The following is a 14,797-nucleotide window of genomic DNA, read 5'->3' as shown; positions in this document are numbered from 1 at the left end:
GGAGCTGGCTTGCCAGCGATAGCGGTCTATCAGTCAACAGTGATGTTGAATCTGCTGCCGTCATCGCGGGCAAGCCCGCTCCCACAGTTATTTTGCGTTACTTCAAATCAAATCGATCCAGGTTGGTCACTTTCGTCCAGGCCGCCACGAAGTCCTTGACGAACTGCTCCTTGGCATCCGAACTGGCATACACCTCGGCCAGCGCCCTTAATTGCGCATTGGAACCGAACACCAGATCAACCCGCGTCGCCGTCCACTTCACGCTACCGGTTTTACGGTCGCGGCCTTCAAACTCATCGGCATCCCTTGAAGTCGGCTTCCACTCCACGCCCATATCCAGCAGGTTGGTGAAGAAGTCGTTGGTCAACGCTTCGGTTTGCGAGGTGAACACACCATGACGGGTTCCCCCGACATTGGTATTCAACACGCGCAAGCCACCCAGCAGCACGGTCATCTCCGGCGCGGAGAGGGTCAGTAGTTGCGCCTTGTCGATCAACAGCGCCTCCGCTGAAACCCGGTATTTGCCCTTGCTGTAATTGCGGAAACCATCGGCAATCGGTTCCAGAAAACCAAACGAATCAACATCGGTTTGCTCCTGCGAGGCATCCGCACGCCCCGGCGTAAACGGCACCGTCACCGAGTGACCGGCGTTTTGCGCCGCTTTCTCTATCCCGGCATTGCCCGCCAGCACAATCAGATCCGCCAGCGAGACTTTCTTGCCGGAGGCGCCGCTATTGAACTCGCCCTGAATGCCTTCAAGGGTTTGCAGCACTTTGGCCAGTTGTTCGGGCTGGTTGGCTTGCCAGAATTTCTGCGGTGCCAGACGTAACCGGCCACCGTTGGCGCCGCCACGTTTGTCCGACCCACGGAAAGTTGAAACGGCGGCCCAAGTGGTTGAAACCAATTGCGACACCGAAAGCCCCGAGGCAAGGATTTTGCTTTTCAGCGCGGCAGCGTCGCTCTCGTCGATCAGTGGATGAGTGACCTCTGGAATCGGGTCCTGCCACAGCAGTTCTTCGTTAGGCAGTTCCGGGCCGAGGTAGCGGGACAGCGGGCCCATGTCGCGGTGGATCAGTTTGTACCAGGCGCGGGCGAAGGCGTCGGCCAGTTGATCGGGATTGGCCAGAAAGCGCCGGGAGATCTGCTCGTAGGCCGGGTCAAAACGCAGCGCCAGGTCAGACGTGAGCATGGTCGGGTCAATGCGTTTGTTCGGATCGTGAGCGTGAGGAATCGTCCCTGCACCGGCGCCGTTCTTCGGTTTCCACTGATGCGCCCCCGCCGGGCTTTTGGTCAGTTCCCACTCGAAGCCGAACAGGTTTTCCAGATAGTTGTTGCTCCATTGGGTTGGTGTGGTGGTCCAGGTCACTTCGAGGCCGCTGGTGATGGTGTCTGCGCCCTTGCCGGTGCCGAAGGCGTTTCTCCAGCCCAGGCCTTGCTCTTCAAGCCCGGCGGCTTCCGGCTCTGCGCCGACGTTATCGGCAGGGCCCGCGCCGTGAGTCTTGCCGAAGGCGTGACCGCCGGCAATCAGCGCTACGGTTTCCTCATCATTCATGGCCATGCGGCCGAAGGTTTCGCGGATATCGCGGGCCGAGGCTACCGGGTCCGGGTTGCCTTCGGGACCTTCCGGGTTCACGTAAATCAGGCCCATCTGCACAGCGGCGAGCGGGTTTTCCAGATTGCGCTCGCCCTGATCGGTGCGGCTTTCTTCTTTGCCATGCAAATCCGGTTCAGCCACCAGCGTACCGTCGCCGGGCTCCTGCATGGCGGACTTGTCTTTGCCGTAACGGCTGTCGCCGCCCAGCCATTCGTGTTCCGAACCCCAGTACACGTCTTCGTCCGGTTCCCAGACGTCGGGACGACCGCCAGAGAAACCGAAAGTCTTGAAGCCCATCGATTCCAGCGCGACGTTACCGGTGAGCACAATCAGGTCAGCCCAGGAAATATTGCGGCCATATTTCTGCTTGATCGGCCACAGCAGACGGCGGGCCTTGTCGAGGCTGACGTTGTCCGGCCAACTGTTGAGCGGGGCGAAACGTTGCTGTCCGGACCCCGCGCCACCACGGCCATCGGCCGTGCGATAGGTGCCGGCACTGTGCCAGGCCATGCGGATGAAGAGCGGGCCGTAGTGCCCGAAGTCGGCCGGCCACCAGTCCTGGGAGTCGGTCATCAGCGCGCGCAGGTCTTGTTTCAGCGCCTGAAAATCCAGGCTCTTGAAAGCTTTGGCGTAGTCGAAGTCCTTGCCCAACGGATCGGACTTGGGCGAGTGCTGACTCAGGATTTTCAGGTTGAGTTGATTCGGCCACCAGTCACGGTTCGTCGTACCACCACCGGCGGCGTGGTTGAACGGGCATTTCGATTCGTTAGCCATGTTCGGGTCCTTATCAGGTCTGCTACGGCCGGCTCGTGCCGACTTCGGACTAGTAAGGCTAGACCCGACTGGATGAGTCAGCTAATAGCCCGACTATTGGGGGCTGATAGGCGCAGTCTTTCAGGATTTTTTCGCGACTGGCGCCTATGCCTTAGGCGTTTCCTCAGAAGTTGAAATCCGCGTCCTTGAGCGTTTGGTGACACGCAAAAAGTCAAAATCGTAATGACAGGATGAAATGTTATTGTATAACATGAAATTCGTTTCATTCTGTTTCTGCCAGTGTCGTGTGCAAGACGCTGGCAGCGATGCTCACTTTTCTGCTCACGGAAGTTCTGAAATGCCTGCCCGTTCCCAGCCCCTGCAACGACGACTGACTCCCTTGGCCGCCGCGCTGCTGCTCGCTTCACCGGTATTCGCTGCTGACGCCCTCGAATTGCAACCGCAAGTGATTACCGGCAATCCCTTGGGCAGCCAGATGCTGGCCTCACCGGCGACAGTGCTCAGTGGCGATGACCTCACGCTGGCACAGAAGGGCAGCCTCGGTGAAACCCTGAACAAACAGCCCGGCGTGTCATCGTCGTATTTCGGCCCGGGGGCCAGTCGTCCGATCATTCGTGGTCAGGACGGTGACCGGATTCGCATCCTGCGCAACGGTGTCGGCGCGCTGGATGCTTCGTCGTTGTCTTACGATCACGCTGTGCCGCTGGACCCGGTCAACGTTGAACGCATTGAAATCATCCGTGGCCCGGCGGCGTTGCTTTACGGAGGCAGCGCCATCGGCGGGGTGGTCAACACCTTCGATAATCGCATTCCCACCGAAGCCATCGACGGTATCCATGGCGCTGGCGAGCTGCGTTATGGCGGCGCCGATACCACCCGCAGCAGCGCCGGCAAACTCGAGGCGGGTAACGGTGAGTTCGCCCTGCACCTGGACGCCAGTGCTCGGGAGTTCAATGATCTGAAAATTCCCGGTTACGCGAAAACCGGCGCTGAGCGCGCCAACGATGATGGTGATTCACGCAAGCATCGTCTGGCCAATAGTGACGGTCGTCAGGACGGCGGTGCAGTCGGCGGTTCGTACACCTGGGATGACGGCTATGCTGGCCTTTCGTACAGCAATTACGACTCCAATTACGGCTCGCCCGCCGAAGACGACGTGCGCATCCGCATGGAGCAGGAGCATTACGCCTTTGCCTCGCAGATACGCAATCTCGACGGGCCGTTCAGTTCAATCAAATTCGATGCCGGCTACACCGATTATCAACATCGGGAAATTGAGGGCGGTGAGGTCGGCACGACGTTCAAGAACAAGGGTTACGAGGCGCGGGTCGAGGCCCGGCATCAGCCGCTGGGGCCAGTCGAAGGGGTGATCGGCGCACAGGTCAGCCGCAACGAGTTTTCGGCTTTGGGTGAAGAAGCGTTTGTGCCGCAGACCGATACGAATGCCGGTGCACTGTTCATTCTTGAGGAGCTGCAAGCCACCGAGCGACTGTTGTTCACGCTCGGTGGACGGCTTGAGCACACTACGGTTGACCCGGATGCCAAGGGCAACGAGCGTTTCGCCAATGCCGACCGTTCGAGCAGTTTCACCGCCGGCAGCCTGTCGTCCGGTGCGGTGTACACGCTGACGCCGGTTTGGTCGGTTGCCGCCACCGTCGGTTATACCGAGCGTGCGCCGACGTTTTACGAGTTGTACGCCAACGGTGCGCATGTCGCGACCGGCACTTATGAAGTCGGCGACGCCGGGCTGTCGAAAGAGAAAGCCGTCTCCAGCGACCTCGCTCTGCGTTTCGACAACGGCACGCACAAGGGCAGTGTCGGTGTGTTCTACAGCCACTTTTCCAACTACATCGGCTTGCTCGGTACGGGCCGAACGCTGAATGAAGAAAGCGAGGAGGATAGCGGCGGCATTCCTGAATACGCTTACTCGGGTGTGCGTGCGCGCTTCAGTGGCATCGAAGCTCAGGATCGCTGGAGTCTTGGCGAGACTGCCTACGGCAAGTTTGCCCTGGAGTTGTCCGGTGATTACACCCGCGCGAAGAACCTGAATAACGGCGAGGATTTGCCGCGCATCGCGCCGCTACGCTTGAACAGTGGTTTGCTATGGGAGCTGGATCGTTGGCAGGCGCGGATCGACCTTGAACACGCCAGTTCGCAGCATCGTGTGCCGGCCAATGACAGCAGCACGGATGGCTACACCACGCTGGGTGCCAATGTCGGTTATCACTTTGACGTCGGTCAGAGCAAATGGCTGGCTTTCGTCGATGCCGATAACCTGACCAACCAAACCGTGCGCTACGCCAGTTCGATCCTTCGCGACGTTGCGCCGGCACAAGGACGGAGCATTCAGGTGGGATTGCGCACCACGTTCTAAATCACTCCCCCCCATGCAGGAATTTGGTCGTTCCCGCGCCGAGCGTGGGAACAATCAAGAGGGGCGGGTAATCAGGTGGACTGTGCGGCTTCGTCTTCCGGCACGTCGTCGAGCGTGTCTTCCTGGCCTGGCAATTCCGTGATCACGCTGAAATCCGTGACCTCGACGGCTCCGAGGCCATAACCCAGCAGATGGAACGAAAAGGCTTTGCGCGGTAGCGGGTTTTCGAAGCTGAAATCCATCTCCAGCGGCTGATCGGCGGTGGCGATCATTTCCGCCGGCAAGCCCAGTTGCACGTCCTGTTCGAATTCCTTGGCCTTGAGTTGAATGAACGCCGCTTGCTGCGGATCCACCGAGCGCACGGTCAGGCGTACGCGGGTGTGCGAGCCCTTGGGCATTTCCAGGTATTGCGCGCCGATCAGGTTGTCGGCCCAATCGTCGATGATCTGCGCTTGCAACGGGATGATGTTGTTGCTGCCGAACTGATAACGATGATTGAGCGGGGTGCGCAGCAGCGACAGGTCGAGTGCCGTGGCGCGGGCTGCGATCTGGCGAGCGCGCTGACCGCTGTAGGTGCCTTTGAACGTGGCGCTCTCGGCGATAAAACCGGTGCTTTCGTAATAGCGGCAGCGGCGCGGCATGTCACATTCGGAAAAAATTCCCTTGCCGTCGTGATAGCGCAGTTTGCCGTTGGTGAAGGACATGATCTCGCGCCCGGAATCGTAGTCGCGAAACAGTGAGCGACCGCTCAGCGCGGTAGGCACCGGCAGGTCGAAGTAGTCGAGGATCGACGTGCTCAGATCGACATGGCCATACACCCCGGCATTGAGTCGCGGCAGTTGCTCATGTTCAGGTGCCAATGTCAGGTTGAAACCCCAGGAAGAGGCCAGACGCACGCCGTCGATGCCGTGGGATTCATCCGAGGTGATCACCACGAGGGTGTCTTTCAATACACCCTGGCGCTCAAGTCCGCTGAGGAATTGATCCAGTGCATCGTCCAGATAACCCACAGCCGCCTGCTTCGGCGTGTCATAGCGCTGCAGATAATCTTCCGGCGCGGAGTAGGGCTGATGGGTGCCCACCGTCAACAATGTCAGCATCCACGGTTGCTTTTGCTTTTTCAGTTGACCGACATAATCCAGGGCACCTTCAAAGAAGGCCTTGTCGTCCTTGCCCCACGGGAATTCCAGATAGTTGCTGTTGGTGAACCACTCCAGGCCATGAGTCGCATCGAAACCGATGTGCGGCATGATTTTGTCTTTGGCCATGAAGCGCAGGCCGGCGCCCTGCAGATAGTGGGTGCTGAAGCCGTGTTCGCGCAATTGCGCCGGCAGACAGGCCTGATTGCGCTCCTTCTGGGTGAGCATTTCCACGCCTTTGGGCGTGCCGTTGTTCAGTTTGTCGTAATCACCGCAGAGCATGGCGTACAGACCGCGAATGGTCTGGTGTGTATGCAGGACGTAGTCCGGGGTGTTCATGCCGCGCTCGGCCCAACGGCTGAGTCTGGGCATCAGGTCTTCCTGATAATGGCTGCCGATGGCCTCGCGATTGGCGCGGATGTAGGCACCGGGAATGCCTTCCAGGGCGATGACCAAAACGTTGCGCGCCTGACCTGGCGCAGTCAGCAGCTTGTGACCATCGAGATCGACGTCGGTAAGGCCGGCCATGGATGGCGCGACTTCTTCGACATCACCGTCCAGCCATTCCTCGGCCTGAATCTGCACATCGGCGACCTGAGTGGCCAGCAATTGATGGGGCAGGTTGTACGCTCGCCACGGATCTTCCTCGCTCGGCCACAAATTCTGTGCGCCCCAGTGCGCGGCGAACAGCGCCAGCGGCGCCGCCCACAATGCGCGAGGCAGGGCCGGGCGGGCGATGCCGCGTCCGGCAAACTGGGTTAGCAACCAGACCAGCAGCGCCAGCAACAACGTGACGCCCACACCTGGATGCGCCAGCCCACCGCCGGTGGAGTTTTCGACAAATTGCGGATCGAACAGGTAATGCAGATCGGCCGGGCTCGGCAGTCGGCCGACGGCGCTGACCAGTTCCGCCGTCGCCACTGCCAACAGGCCCCAGAACAACAGCACCGGCAATGCCAGCCACCACGCACGGCGATGCAGCAGAATGACCAGCGAGCTGCCGATGGCCAGATCCGACAGATAACCCAACGGTGTCGACCAACCGAGTGCTGCACGCAGGCACACCGGCACGATCAACAGCAGAAAAATCAGGGAATAGAGGCGGGCACGCGGATGTCGCAAGCCGTTCAAGAAAGCACTCACAAAAAAAGACCTTCCAGTCATTAAACCGTCAAAAAAGTGTGCGCGATGATACCAAGGGAGAGCTGTCTGATCGCCTTTTTAAACACACGGGTGATCTGTTGTCAGACGGCCCTGGAACCGGGGAAAAGGTGCTGGAGCCTTGACAGGCGTTCGTGTCAGACGATCAGGCCATAGGCGGCAGGCGAATCGGTGCAGGCGCTTTATTGTTTCAGACTGTTTATCTGGCCGTTGAAGCCGGGTAATCCCGCCAACAAAGGTTGGAACGGGTGTACGGCCGAGGCAATGGCACGCGCGCCGCTCAAGAATGCCGCTCACCGGGCGATACCAGTGATCTACACGTGCGCCGCAAACCATCGATACGGCGCACGGCATGAATCAGTTGTCAGACTCGGAAATCAAAAATGCTACGGAAAGTTTTCACCTCATTCGCTCATTGGGGCGCTATCACTCTGTGTCTCACCGTATTGAATGGATGCTCGACTGCGCGCTATGACGGTACCCGGCCACCGGATCCGGCCAAGGCGCTGATTGTGGGTTCGATTACCGAAGGTTATCTGACGCAACCGCATGGGCTGACGGTCGAAATCAGACAATTGAACGAGCCGAACGCGTCGATCACGTTGCAGACGCTGTATAGCGAAGACGATCAGCCTTCCGCCAATCTGCTCGGGCACTTGTTCATGTACGAAGTGCCACCAGGGCGTTATCAGTTCACCGACTGGCGCTACCAGTATTACCTGGGTAATGCGCTCGCACGCCCGACTCCGGTGGTATTTGAGGTGAAGGCCGGTCAGACACTGTACATCGGCGACCTTTACGCCAATGCCCTGACGTTCTGCCTGTCCAACGTCGATAACGCTGAGAAAACGGTTGAAGGCCTCAAACGCAAGTATGCAGTTCTGCAAAACCGCACGATTTACAACCTGACCGCTGAAAGCGCTTTCAAACCCTGGCCAACTTCTGACGCCAAAGACTCGGGCAAAGGACTTTGCATGTTCTGATGCATGCGTTCGCTCTTGCTGTCCTGCCACCGCTTTTCGCTCAAGGAAAAACATTGATGAGCCGCACCATACTGCTCTGGGCCAGCCTGATCCTGCTCGGCGGATGTAACACCGGACCCGACTTGAAGGGCCAGCCATTCTTCAGTGCCGTGGAACAAGCGCAGCCGGATCAGGCAACGCTGTATTTCTATCGCACGGCCGCGTCGGTCGGGTACTTTGTGACGCCCACGATCAAGGTCAATGGAAAAGACGTCGGGGTTTTACCGTCGGGCGGGTATTTCAAAACGAGCCTGCCGGCCGGGCGCTACAGCATTGAGTCGACGTCGCCGCCTTTTGTCAGCAGCAGCGTCAACAAGCGTTTCGACCTGAACGTCGAGAACGGCAAAACCTACTTCATTGCCGATCAGACCAGCTCGCAAGCCTTCAGTGATGAACAGACGCTGGGTGAGTTGAACGACGCCTACTACTCGGGGGCGCATTTCTTTTTCCGTTATGCGCTAGTGCCGGAGGAGGAAGCGTTGCGTTCGATCAAATGGTGTCAGCAGGTGCCGGTGGCCGTCAGGTAACCTTTTCAGCCGTGGTACCGAGTGGCGATGATTGGTCAAATCTCGCCACGCGGTTCACGTCAGTTCAGCCCATCATCAAAGATGCTTTCAATCGGCATCTCGAACGCCCGGGCGATCTGAAACGCCAGCGGCAGGCTCGGATCGTAGCGTTCGTTTTCAATCGCATTGATTGTCTGGCGTGACACGTTAAGCCGTTCAGCCAGGTCGACCTGTGACCATTTGCGTTCGGCGCGCAGTTCCTTCAGGCGATTTTTCATTGGTAGCGGCGTCGGGCGATTTGCAGGCCGAGGATCCACATCAAGCCCATCACTGGCCAGACGCATGTCCACGGAATATGCGGGGCACCGACGTTTTCCAGGAAACCGTAGCTGAAGGTCAGCAGGGCCGAGGCGGCGAAGGCGAAACCCAGCGCTTCGAACTGGATGCGCAGGTGCATTTCGTCCATGCGCCGCATGTTGCGCACGATCGCCCAGCACATCAATCCGGCCGGAATCATCGGCGTCACCGCGACGGCTGAGCGCAGAACAATGTTGGCCTCCATCAGATACTGCGAGGCGATCAGCGATGCAGTCAGCACCAGCATGTAAAGGATCAGGGCTGCGCCCAATTCGAGGTAATAGCGGTTCATGCTGCACTTCCTTTGTAAAAGACCCTTTACATAGTCGCTGATGATTTTTCTGATGTAAAGCCTGCTTTCCATAAATTCTGCAGACTGTTTAATCGTCGGCATTCATCGACTTGATCAGGTTGTTGCGCAATTTGACGATCGATTGCTGCATCTGGGTGAACTCGTCCACGGTCAGTCCGGTCGCTTCAAACAGACTGCTGCCTGAGGAGACGTTGCGCAGATCCTTGCCGCTCTGGGTCAGGCTGATGCGCACCTGACGCTCGTCTGCCGGATCGCGCTGACGTTGCAGGTAGCCCATGGCTTCGAGTTTTTTCAGGATCGGCGTGAGCGTGTTGGATTCCAGGAACAGCTTCTCGCCAAGGCTGCCGACGGTCTGGTCGTCTTGCTCCCAGAGTGCGACAACGGTGATGTACTGGGTATAGGTGAGGCCGAGTTTTTCGAGGATCGGTTTGTAGGCTTTGCCAAACGCCAGGTTGGTCGAGTAAACGGCAAAGCACAGGAAGTCGCTGAGTTTGAGATCGGTGGGGGCCTGGGTGTTTTTCATGTTCATCCTCGTGGTCTGTTGAACCGTTGAAACGTATGCGGCGAACTATACGTCGGATGCGATTGTATCGGGAGTGTTGGGTGTCACCATCGACCCAATCGGTTCGCCCTGTACAACAGAGCGAACCGATTGCTTATTTATCCTATGCGCTTATATCGCATGCGATATATATATTTGGATAAAATCACGCGGTGATGACAGTCAACGCCACATCAATGTTGCCGCGCGTGGCTTTTGAGTAGGGGCAGATCTGGTCGGCGGTGTGCGCGAGGTTTTTCGCGATGTCTTCGGCAATGCCCGGTACGCGCAGGGTCAGGCGAGCCTGAAGGAAGTAGGCCGGGCCGGTCTGGCCAAGGTCGACCTCGATGTCCACCGACATGTCGGCAGGCAACACCACATTGAGGTCGTTGGCGACCAGCCCGACCGCAGCGGTGTAGCAGGCGGACCAGGCACCGGCAAACAGTTGCTCGGCGGTGGGATGAGGCAGGGCGTTGGCAAACACATGAGCCGGTTTTGCGCTGCCCGGCGAGGACAATTGAATGTCGAGGTTGCCGTTGTGACCACGGGAGGTGAGGCCGGCGCTGGCAGCTGTGGTGTGGGTTTTTCCGGTGGCGAGTACTTTTTCGATCTTGCTCATGGGATTAATCCTCAAAGACATAATAGTTGGTTTATTATCGTATGCGGTTAAATCGCATGCGATTGAATAATAATCCTCCTGACGCGGATTTCTGTCAACCCGCCCTGGCGGCCTTATGCGACGGGCGGTAAATGATGTCTCGCGCAAAAAAAAACGGGGCGGCCTGATCAGTGATCAGGCCGCCCCGTGGGTACTGCAGTCAGTCAGATCAATGCATTTTGCTGTGATCGTGACCTTCCATGTTGGTCAGTGAACGCACGGCGGCCTTCACTTCAACGGTTTCTTTCTCGCCCTTGGCGTTTTCCACGGTCAGGGTCAGCGGCACGCTTTCGCCTTCTTTCAGTTGACCGGTCAGGCCCATCAGCATCACGTGGTAACCGTTCGGGTCAAGCTTGACGGCTTTGCCGGCCGGCAGTTCGACGAACTTCACCGGGCCCATGCTCATGACGTCGTTCTTCATGGTCATTTCGTGGATCTGCACGTCTTTGGCCACCGGGGTCGCGACGCTGAGCAGCTTGCTGTCGCTGTCGGCGGTGAGGGTCATGAACGCGCCGCTGGCGGACTGGGTTGGTACGGTGGCACGAACCCAGGCATCGTCGACCTTGGTTTGCGCGGACGCCTGGAACGCCAGGCCCAGCAGCGAGAGACCCAATACCGCGTGTTTGATCGAGTTCAGAACAGGTTGCATCAGCAAACCTCCATAACAGTAAGCAAATCTTCCGTGCATTGTTCTGCCGAAAGCGAGGTGGACAGACCCAGGCGCAAGCCGCCGTTGGAGTCGTAAACGTAACTGGTGGCGGTGTGCGAGATGGTGTACGTGTCGCCGGCGGGGACTTTCTCGTAGAACACGTCGAATTCCTTGGCCGTGGCCTGGGTTTCCTCAAGCGTGCCGTACAGCGCAACGAAGGTCGGATCGAAGGCTTTCATGTAGGCGTCGAGGATTTCAGGCGTGTCGCGTTCGGGATCGAGGGTGATGAAAATCACCTGCAAGCGATCGCCATCGGCGCCCATCAGCTTCTTGATTTTCGCCGCGCGGGCCAGAGTGGTCGGGCAGACGGCCGGGCACTGGGTGAAGCCGAAGAACACCATCGGCATCATGCCGCGAAAGCTCGACAGCGTCATGGTTTCGCCATCGGTGTTCTTCAGTTTGAAGGTGCGCCCCATTATCTTGTTACTCAGATCCTTGCCGTACTTGTACGACAGTTGGCCACGGGTGTCGCAACCGGCGAGCAGGCCGAGCCCGAGTACGCCCATTCCCGCAAGCACCTTGCGGCGAGTCAACAAAGCCGTCATCTAATACCGCCTTTTGCAGCCCGTCAGTCGACAGGACTGGCGGGGGGGTTAACCGTAAAAGCGGCGCATGATACCAAACTGAACCGGCGAGTCGGTTTTTGATCGGCTGACAGGGTGTCGCAGGGCGACAAAAGGTGTAAGAAAAAGTGACGGGTGCTTACTGAACTTTCGCCTCCGTTGCCCGCCAACCGCCGCCCAGCGCGGTGTACAGATTCACTTCGGCGACCAGTTGCGCGAGGCGGTCGGTGATCAGCCCTTGCTGCGAACTGAACAGTGAACGCTGGGCATCGAGAAACACCAGACTGCTGTCGACGCCATTCTGATAACGGTGTTGCGCCAGGTTGTAATAGTCCTGAGTGGCTTGCACCAGATCGCGCTGCGCCTGTAATTGCTGCTGATACGTGCTGCGTGCCGCCAGCCCGTCAGCGACTTCCTGAAACGCCGTTTGAATCGATTTCTCGTATTCGGCCACGGCCACGTCTTTCTGCAATTTCGAATAATCAAGGCTGGCGCGCAGGCTGCCGGCATTGAAAATCGGCAGGCTGATCTGCGGCTGAAACGTCCATGCCCCGGAGCCGGCGCCGAACAAACCCGAGAGGTCGCGGCTGGACGTACCGGCGTTGGCGGTCAGACTGACGCTGGGGAAAAACGCCGCTCGCGCCGCGCCGATGTTGGCGTTGGCCGCTTTGAGTTTGTATTCGGCCTGGAGAATGTCCGGGCGCCGTTGCAGCAGATCCGATGGCAGACCGGCCGGCAGTTGCTGCACCAGATCGCTGGCCAGCGGACGTGCAGGCAAGGACTCCGGCACTGGCGCGCCGACCAGCAGCGTCAGGCTGTTCAAATCCTGCGCGACCTGACGTTGATAACGCGCCAGATTCGCCCGAGAGGTATCAACGCTGGTTTTCGCTTGCGCCTGCTCCAGCGCCGACGACTTGCCGGCCTCACGGTTGCGCGTGGTCAGGTGCAGGCTCTGCTCATCGGCGGCGAGGGTCTCGCGGGTCAGGGCCAGCAGTTCCTGATCGGCGCGCCAGGTCAGGTAGGCATTGGCGACGTTGGCCACCAGGCTCAGTTGTGCACTGCGCCGCGCCTCTTCGGTGGACAGCCAGGTTTGCAAGGCCTGTTCACTGAGGCTGCGCACGCGGCCAAAAAAATCCAGCTCATAGGCGCTGATACCGAGGTTGACCGAGTAGGTCGAGTTGATCATGGCTTTGCTGCGGGTCACGCTCGGCGGCATGCGTTGCCGCGATTCGCTGGCGTTGGCCGACACCGCCGGCAGTAGGTCGGCGCGCTGAATGCGGTACTGCGCCTGGAAGGCTTCGACGTTCAACGCCGCTACACGCAGGTCGCGGTTATTGATCAGGGCGCTTTCGATCAACTGTTGCAGGGCCGGGTCGTTGAACAGCGTGCGCCAGTCTTCGTCAGTGGTTGCCGCCTGCGGACCTTGCGGGTATTGCGCGGCACTTGGTGAGGCGGGGCGTTGATAGTCGGGAATCAGTGAGCAACCAGCCATCAGCAAGGCCATGGACAGCAAGGAAATTCGCAGGGTGGACATCGAACAGCCTCATGCGCGGAAAATGAAGGATTGAAAGCAGACGAGCATTTTGTGGTGAGGGGATTTATCTGTGGTGAGGGGATTTATCCCCGATGGCCTGCGCAGCAGGCCGCTTCTTTGAGATCAAAAGGGGGGCGCTTCGCGCCCCATCGGGGATAAATCCCCTCGCCACAGGTAAATTCCCAGATCACAGGTAAATCCCCAGATCACAGGTAAATCCCCAGATCACAGGTAAATCCCCAGATCACAGATAACTCCCGAAACACAGAAAGATCTCTCTCCACGGTGTTAACAGGTCAGGAAACTCAACGGTTCAGATCACGCCCCGGCCATCCATTTCGCCAGACCATGCCGGCCACTGACACCCAATTTGGCCGTAGCGCGTTTAAGGTAGGTCTCGATCGAACTGTTCTTGACCCGCAGCTTTTCCGCCATGTGCGGCACCGTGCCGCCGGTCAGCAAACCCAGGCAGACTTCTTTTTCGCGTGCCGACAGCACAACGCCGCTCAACATCAGGCGCTCATCGAACACCAGCGCAAGGGGGGCGTGATCCAGATCGATCGAGGGCAGGCGCGGTTGTCTGGCGATGGTTTGCCGACTGATCTGCGCATGTCGCTCGATCAGAGGCAGCAGGGTGTCGGACAGACTCTTGAGGAATGACAGCTCCGGCAGGGAAAACACCCGTTGAGTGTGCGGACGGTAAAACGAGATGACGCAACGGCGGTTGGACGTGCGTGACACCAGATTGCATTGGTGGACGCTGTGTTGCGGGTGGCAGGGCAGAAGCGAGGCTTTCAATTGGATCAACAGTGAATCATTCATCTCGATCATTTTCTGCAACAACGGGTGATCGTCCGGGCTCTCCAGGGGATCCGGCGGCGGGAAGGTTCGTGCCGGACCGGCACTGCCCAGCGGCTTGATCTCGACCACGCTGGCCTGACGCTCATCAAGCGTCCACTCGGTCAGATCGACCCGATTGACCGGCACCAGAGTGTCGACCAACTGGAGCATGTTCGTGGCGAAGTGATCATCGCCCGTGCTTGCAATCAGTTCCCCCAATTGCCAGTAGAAGTGCGGGTTTTCCACATTGCGAATACTGCCGGTCAGATTCATATCCTTGTCATCCCTGGTACAGAGCCATCACTGAATCGTCTGCCGTCTATGTAAAAGCCGCCCACGCAGTCATTTCTCCTTGAACATGATCTGGAGCGGGATTTAAGCCTATGGATTTGTCCTACGTCTGTAGGGGAATCCGGGGACACAAAGTGCCAGCATTTCTGATTGTTGGCGCCGGGGTTCTGACGGGGTTGATTGCTGGAAAGTCGTTCACCGTGACCATCCAGTCACTGCAAGGGCCCGGAAAATCGGCAGATCGTGTTCCTCGATTGCTGATGCTGGGGCAAATGGCAGCATTGGCATGTGGTTCTTTTCCTACAAACTTTTCAGTATTTTCTCTCCGAAAACTTAGACAGGACCTATGCGAAAAAGCCGATAAGCACTGTCGGGCGCGCCGGGGAGCGATGGTTGTCCGGGTTTCGGGTGTCATGTCGGC

The 14,797-nt window shown here is 58.5% G+C and carries 13 protein-coding genes; 3 read left to right on the top strand and 10 right to left on the bottom strand.

Features of this window, described 5'->3' with window-relative positions; translation table 11 throughout:
- Positions 1 to 97: 97 nt before the first annotated feature.
- On the bottom strand, positions 98 to 2,368 hold the full coding sequence (gene katG / locus AC3WMT_RS07290; protein WP_103303522.1) for a catalase/peroxidase HPI: 2,271 nt from the start codon (positions 2,366 to 2,368) through the stop codon (positions 98 to 100).
- A gap of 337 nt (positions 2,369 to 2,705) precedes the next feature.
- On the opposite strand from katG, the gene AC3WMT_RS07285 reads away from it, so the two are divergent.
- Positions 2,706 to 4,742: a TonB-dependent receptor gene (locus AC3WMT_RS07285; RefSeq protein WP_103303523.1), complete on the top strand. Its 2,037-nt coding sequence runs from the start codon at positions 2,706 to 2,708 to the stop codon at positions 4,740 to 4,742.
- Positions 4,743 to 4,813: 71 nt separating this feature from the next.
- Here AC3WMT_RS07285 and AC3WMT_RS07280 read toward each other — a convergent pair whose 3' ends face one another.
- Positions 4,814 to 7,045 carry an LTA synthase family protein gene (locus tag AC3WMT_RS07280; RefSeq protein ID WP_177431382.1) on the bottom strand — a complete coding sequence of 744 codons (2,232 nt, stop codon included), beginning with the start codon at positions 7,043 to 7,045 and terminating at the stop codon, positions 4,814 to 4,816.
- Between the two features lie 380 nt (positions 7,046 to 7,425).
- Here AC3WMT_RS07280 and AC3WMT_RS07275 point away from each other — a divergent pair, with 380 nt between their 5' ends.
- On the top strand, positions 7,426 to 8,025 hold the full coding sequence (locus AC3WMT_RS07275) for a hypothetical protein (RefSeq protein WP_103303525.1): 600 nt from the start codon (positions 7,426 to 7,428) through the stop codon (positions 8,023 to 8,025).
- 56 nt (positions 8,026 to 8,081) lie between these two features.
- Positions 8,082 to 8,591, top strand: coding sequence for a DUF2846 domain-containing protein (locus AC3WMT_RS07270; RefSeq protein ID WP_103303526.1), 510 nt, complete (start codon positions 8,082 to 8,084; stop codon positions 8,589 to 8,591).
- Between the two features lie 59 nt (positions 8,592 to 8,650).
- Here AC3WMT_RS07270 and AC3WMT_RS07265 read toward each other — a convergent pair whose 3' ends face one another.
- The 8 genes from AC3WMT_RS07265 to AC3WMT_RS07230 all read right to left on the bottom strand — a co-directional run bounded on the left by AC3WMT_RS07265 (position 8,651) and on the right by AC3WMT_RS07230 (position 14,358).
- Positions 8,651 to 8,848, bottom strand: coding sequence for a helix-turn-helix transcriptional regulator (locus AC3WMT_RS07265; RefSeq protein WP_103303527.1), 198 nt, complete (start codon positions 8,846 to 8,848; stop codon positions 8,651 to 8,653).
- Positions 8,845 to 9,219: a hypothetical protein gene (locus AC3WMT_RS07260; RefSeq protein WP_103303528.1), complete on the bottom strand. Its 375-nt coding sequence runs from the start codon at positions 9,217 to 9,219 to the stop codon at positions 8,845 to 8,847. Before AC3WMT_RS07260 ends, AC3WMT_RS07265 begins: the two co-directional genes overlap by 4 nt.
- An 88-nt stretch (positions 9,220 to 9,307) precedes the next feature.
- Positions 9,308 to 9,763: a MarR family winged helix-turn-helix transcriptional regulator gene (locus tag AC3WMT_RS07255; RefSeq protein ID WP_103303529.1), complete on the bottom strand. Its 456-nt coding sequence runs from the start codon at positions 9,761 to 9,763 to the stop codon at positions 9,308 to 9,310.
- 184 nt (positions 9,764 to 9,947) lie between these two features.
- Positions 9,948 to 10,400, bottom strand: a complete 453-nt coding sequence (locus AC3WMT_RS07250; protein ID WP_103303530.1) for an Ohr family peroxiredoxin — start codon at positions 10,398 to 10,400, stop codon at positions 9,948 to 9,950.
- Positions 10,401 to 10,608: 208 nt separating this feature from the next.
- The gene (locus AC3WMT_RS07245; protein ID WP_103303531.1) at positions 10,609 to 11,088 is read right to left on the bottom strand and encodes a copper chaperone PCu(A)C; all 480 of its coding nucleotides are present in this window, start codon (positions 11,086 to 11,088) and stop codon (positions 10,609 to 10,611) included.
- A complete protein-coding gene (locus AC3WMT_RS07240; protein WP_090284058.1) occupies positions 11,088 to 11,693 on the bottom strand; it encodes an SCO family protein in 606 nt (201 codons plus the stop codon). The genes AC3WMT_RS07245 and AC3WMT_RS07240 overlap by 1 nt, the downstream gene beginning before the upstream one ends.
- A 157-nt stretch (positions 11,694 to 11,850) precedes the next feature.
- Positions 11,851 to 13,245: an efflux transporter outer membrane subunit gene (locus tag AC3WMT_RS07235; protein ID WP_103303532.1), complete on the bottom strand. Its 1,395-nt coding sequence runs from the start codon at positions 13,243 to 13,245 to the stop codon at positions 11,851 to 11,853.
- Positions 13,246 to 13,563: 318 nt separating this feature from the next.
- Entirely contained in the window at positions 13,564 to 14,358 is a 795-nt protein-coding gene (locus AC3WMT_RS07230; protein WP_103303533.1) for a helix-turn-helix transcriptional regulator, read from the bottom strand.
- Positions 14,359 to 14,797: the final 439 nt, after the last annotated feature.

This window comes from Pseudomonas sp. FW305-7 (genome assembly GCF_058786735.1).
Note: the sequence above shows the minus strand (reverse complement) of the source record. Positions and strands in the feature narration are given on the sequence as shown.

Excerpts from the sequence above, each read along its gene's own strand:
- AC3WMT_RS07250 (WP_103303530.1), bottom strand. The coding sequence starts at position 10,400 with ATGAGCAAGATCGAAAAAGTACTCGCCACCGGAAAAACCCACACCACA.
- AC3WMT_RS07245 (WP_103303531.1), bottom strand. The coding sequence starts at position 11,088 with ATGCAACCTGTTCTGAACTCGATCAAACACGCGGTATTGGGTCTCTCG.
- AC3WMT_RS07230 (WP_103303533.1), bottom strand. The coding sequence starts at position 14,358 with ATGAATCTGACCGGCAGTATTCGCAATGTGGAAAACCCGCACTTCTAC.
- katG (WP_103303522.1), bottom strand. The coding sequence starts at position 2,368 with ATGGCTAACGAATCGAAATGCCCGTTCAACCACGCCGCCGGTGGTGGT.
- AC3WMT_RS07275 (WP_103303525.1), top strand. The coding sequence starts at position 7,426 with ATGCTACGGAAAGTTTTCACCTCATTCGCTCATTGGGGCGCTATCACT.
- AC3WMT_RS07240 (WP_090284058.1), bottom strand. The coding sequence starts at position 11,693 with ATGACGGCTTTGTTGACTCGCCGCAAGGTGCTTGCGGGAATGGGCGTA.
- AC3WMT_RS07265 (WP_103303527.1), bottom strand. The coding sequence starts at position 8,848 with ATGAAAAATCGCCTGAAGGAACTGCGCGCCGAACGCAAATGGTCACAG.
- AC3WMT_RS07270 (WP_103303526.1), top strand. The coding sequence starts at position 8,082 with ATGAGCCGCACCATACTGCTCTGGGCCAGCCTGATCCTGCTCGGCGGA.
- AC3WMT_RS07235 (WP_103303532.1), bottom strand. The coding sequence starts at position 13,245 with ATGTCCACCCTGCGAATTTCCTTGCTGTCCATGGCCTTGCTGATGGCT.
- AC3WMT_RS07285 (WP_103303523.1), top strand. The coding sequence starts at position 2,706 with ATGCCTGCCCGTTCCCAGCCCCTGCAACGACGACTGACTCCCTTGGCC.
- AC3WMT_RS07260 (WP_103303528.1), bottom strand. The coding sequence starts at position 9,219 with ATGAACCGCTATTACCTCGAATTGGGCGCAGCCCTGATCCTTTACATG.
- AC3WMT_RS07280 (WP_177431382.1), bottom strand. The coding sequence starts at position 7,045 with ATGACTGGAAGGTCTTTTTTTGTGAGTGCTTTCTTGAACGGCTTGCGA.
- AC3WMT_RS07255 (WP_103303529.1), bottom strand. The coding sequence starts at position 9,763 with ATGAAAAACACCCAGGCCCCCACCGATCTCAAACTCAGCGACTTCCTG.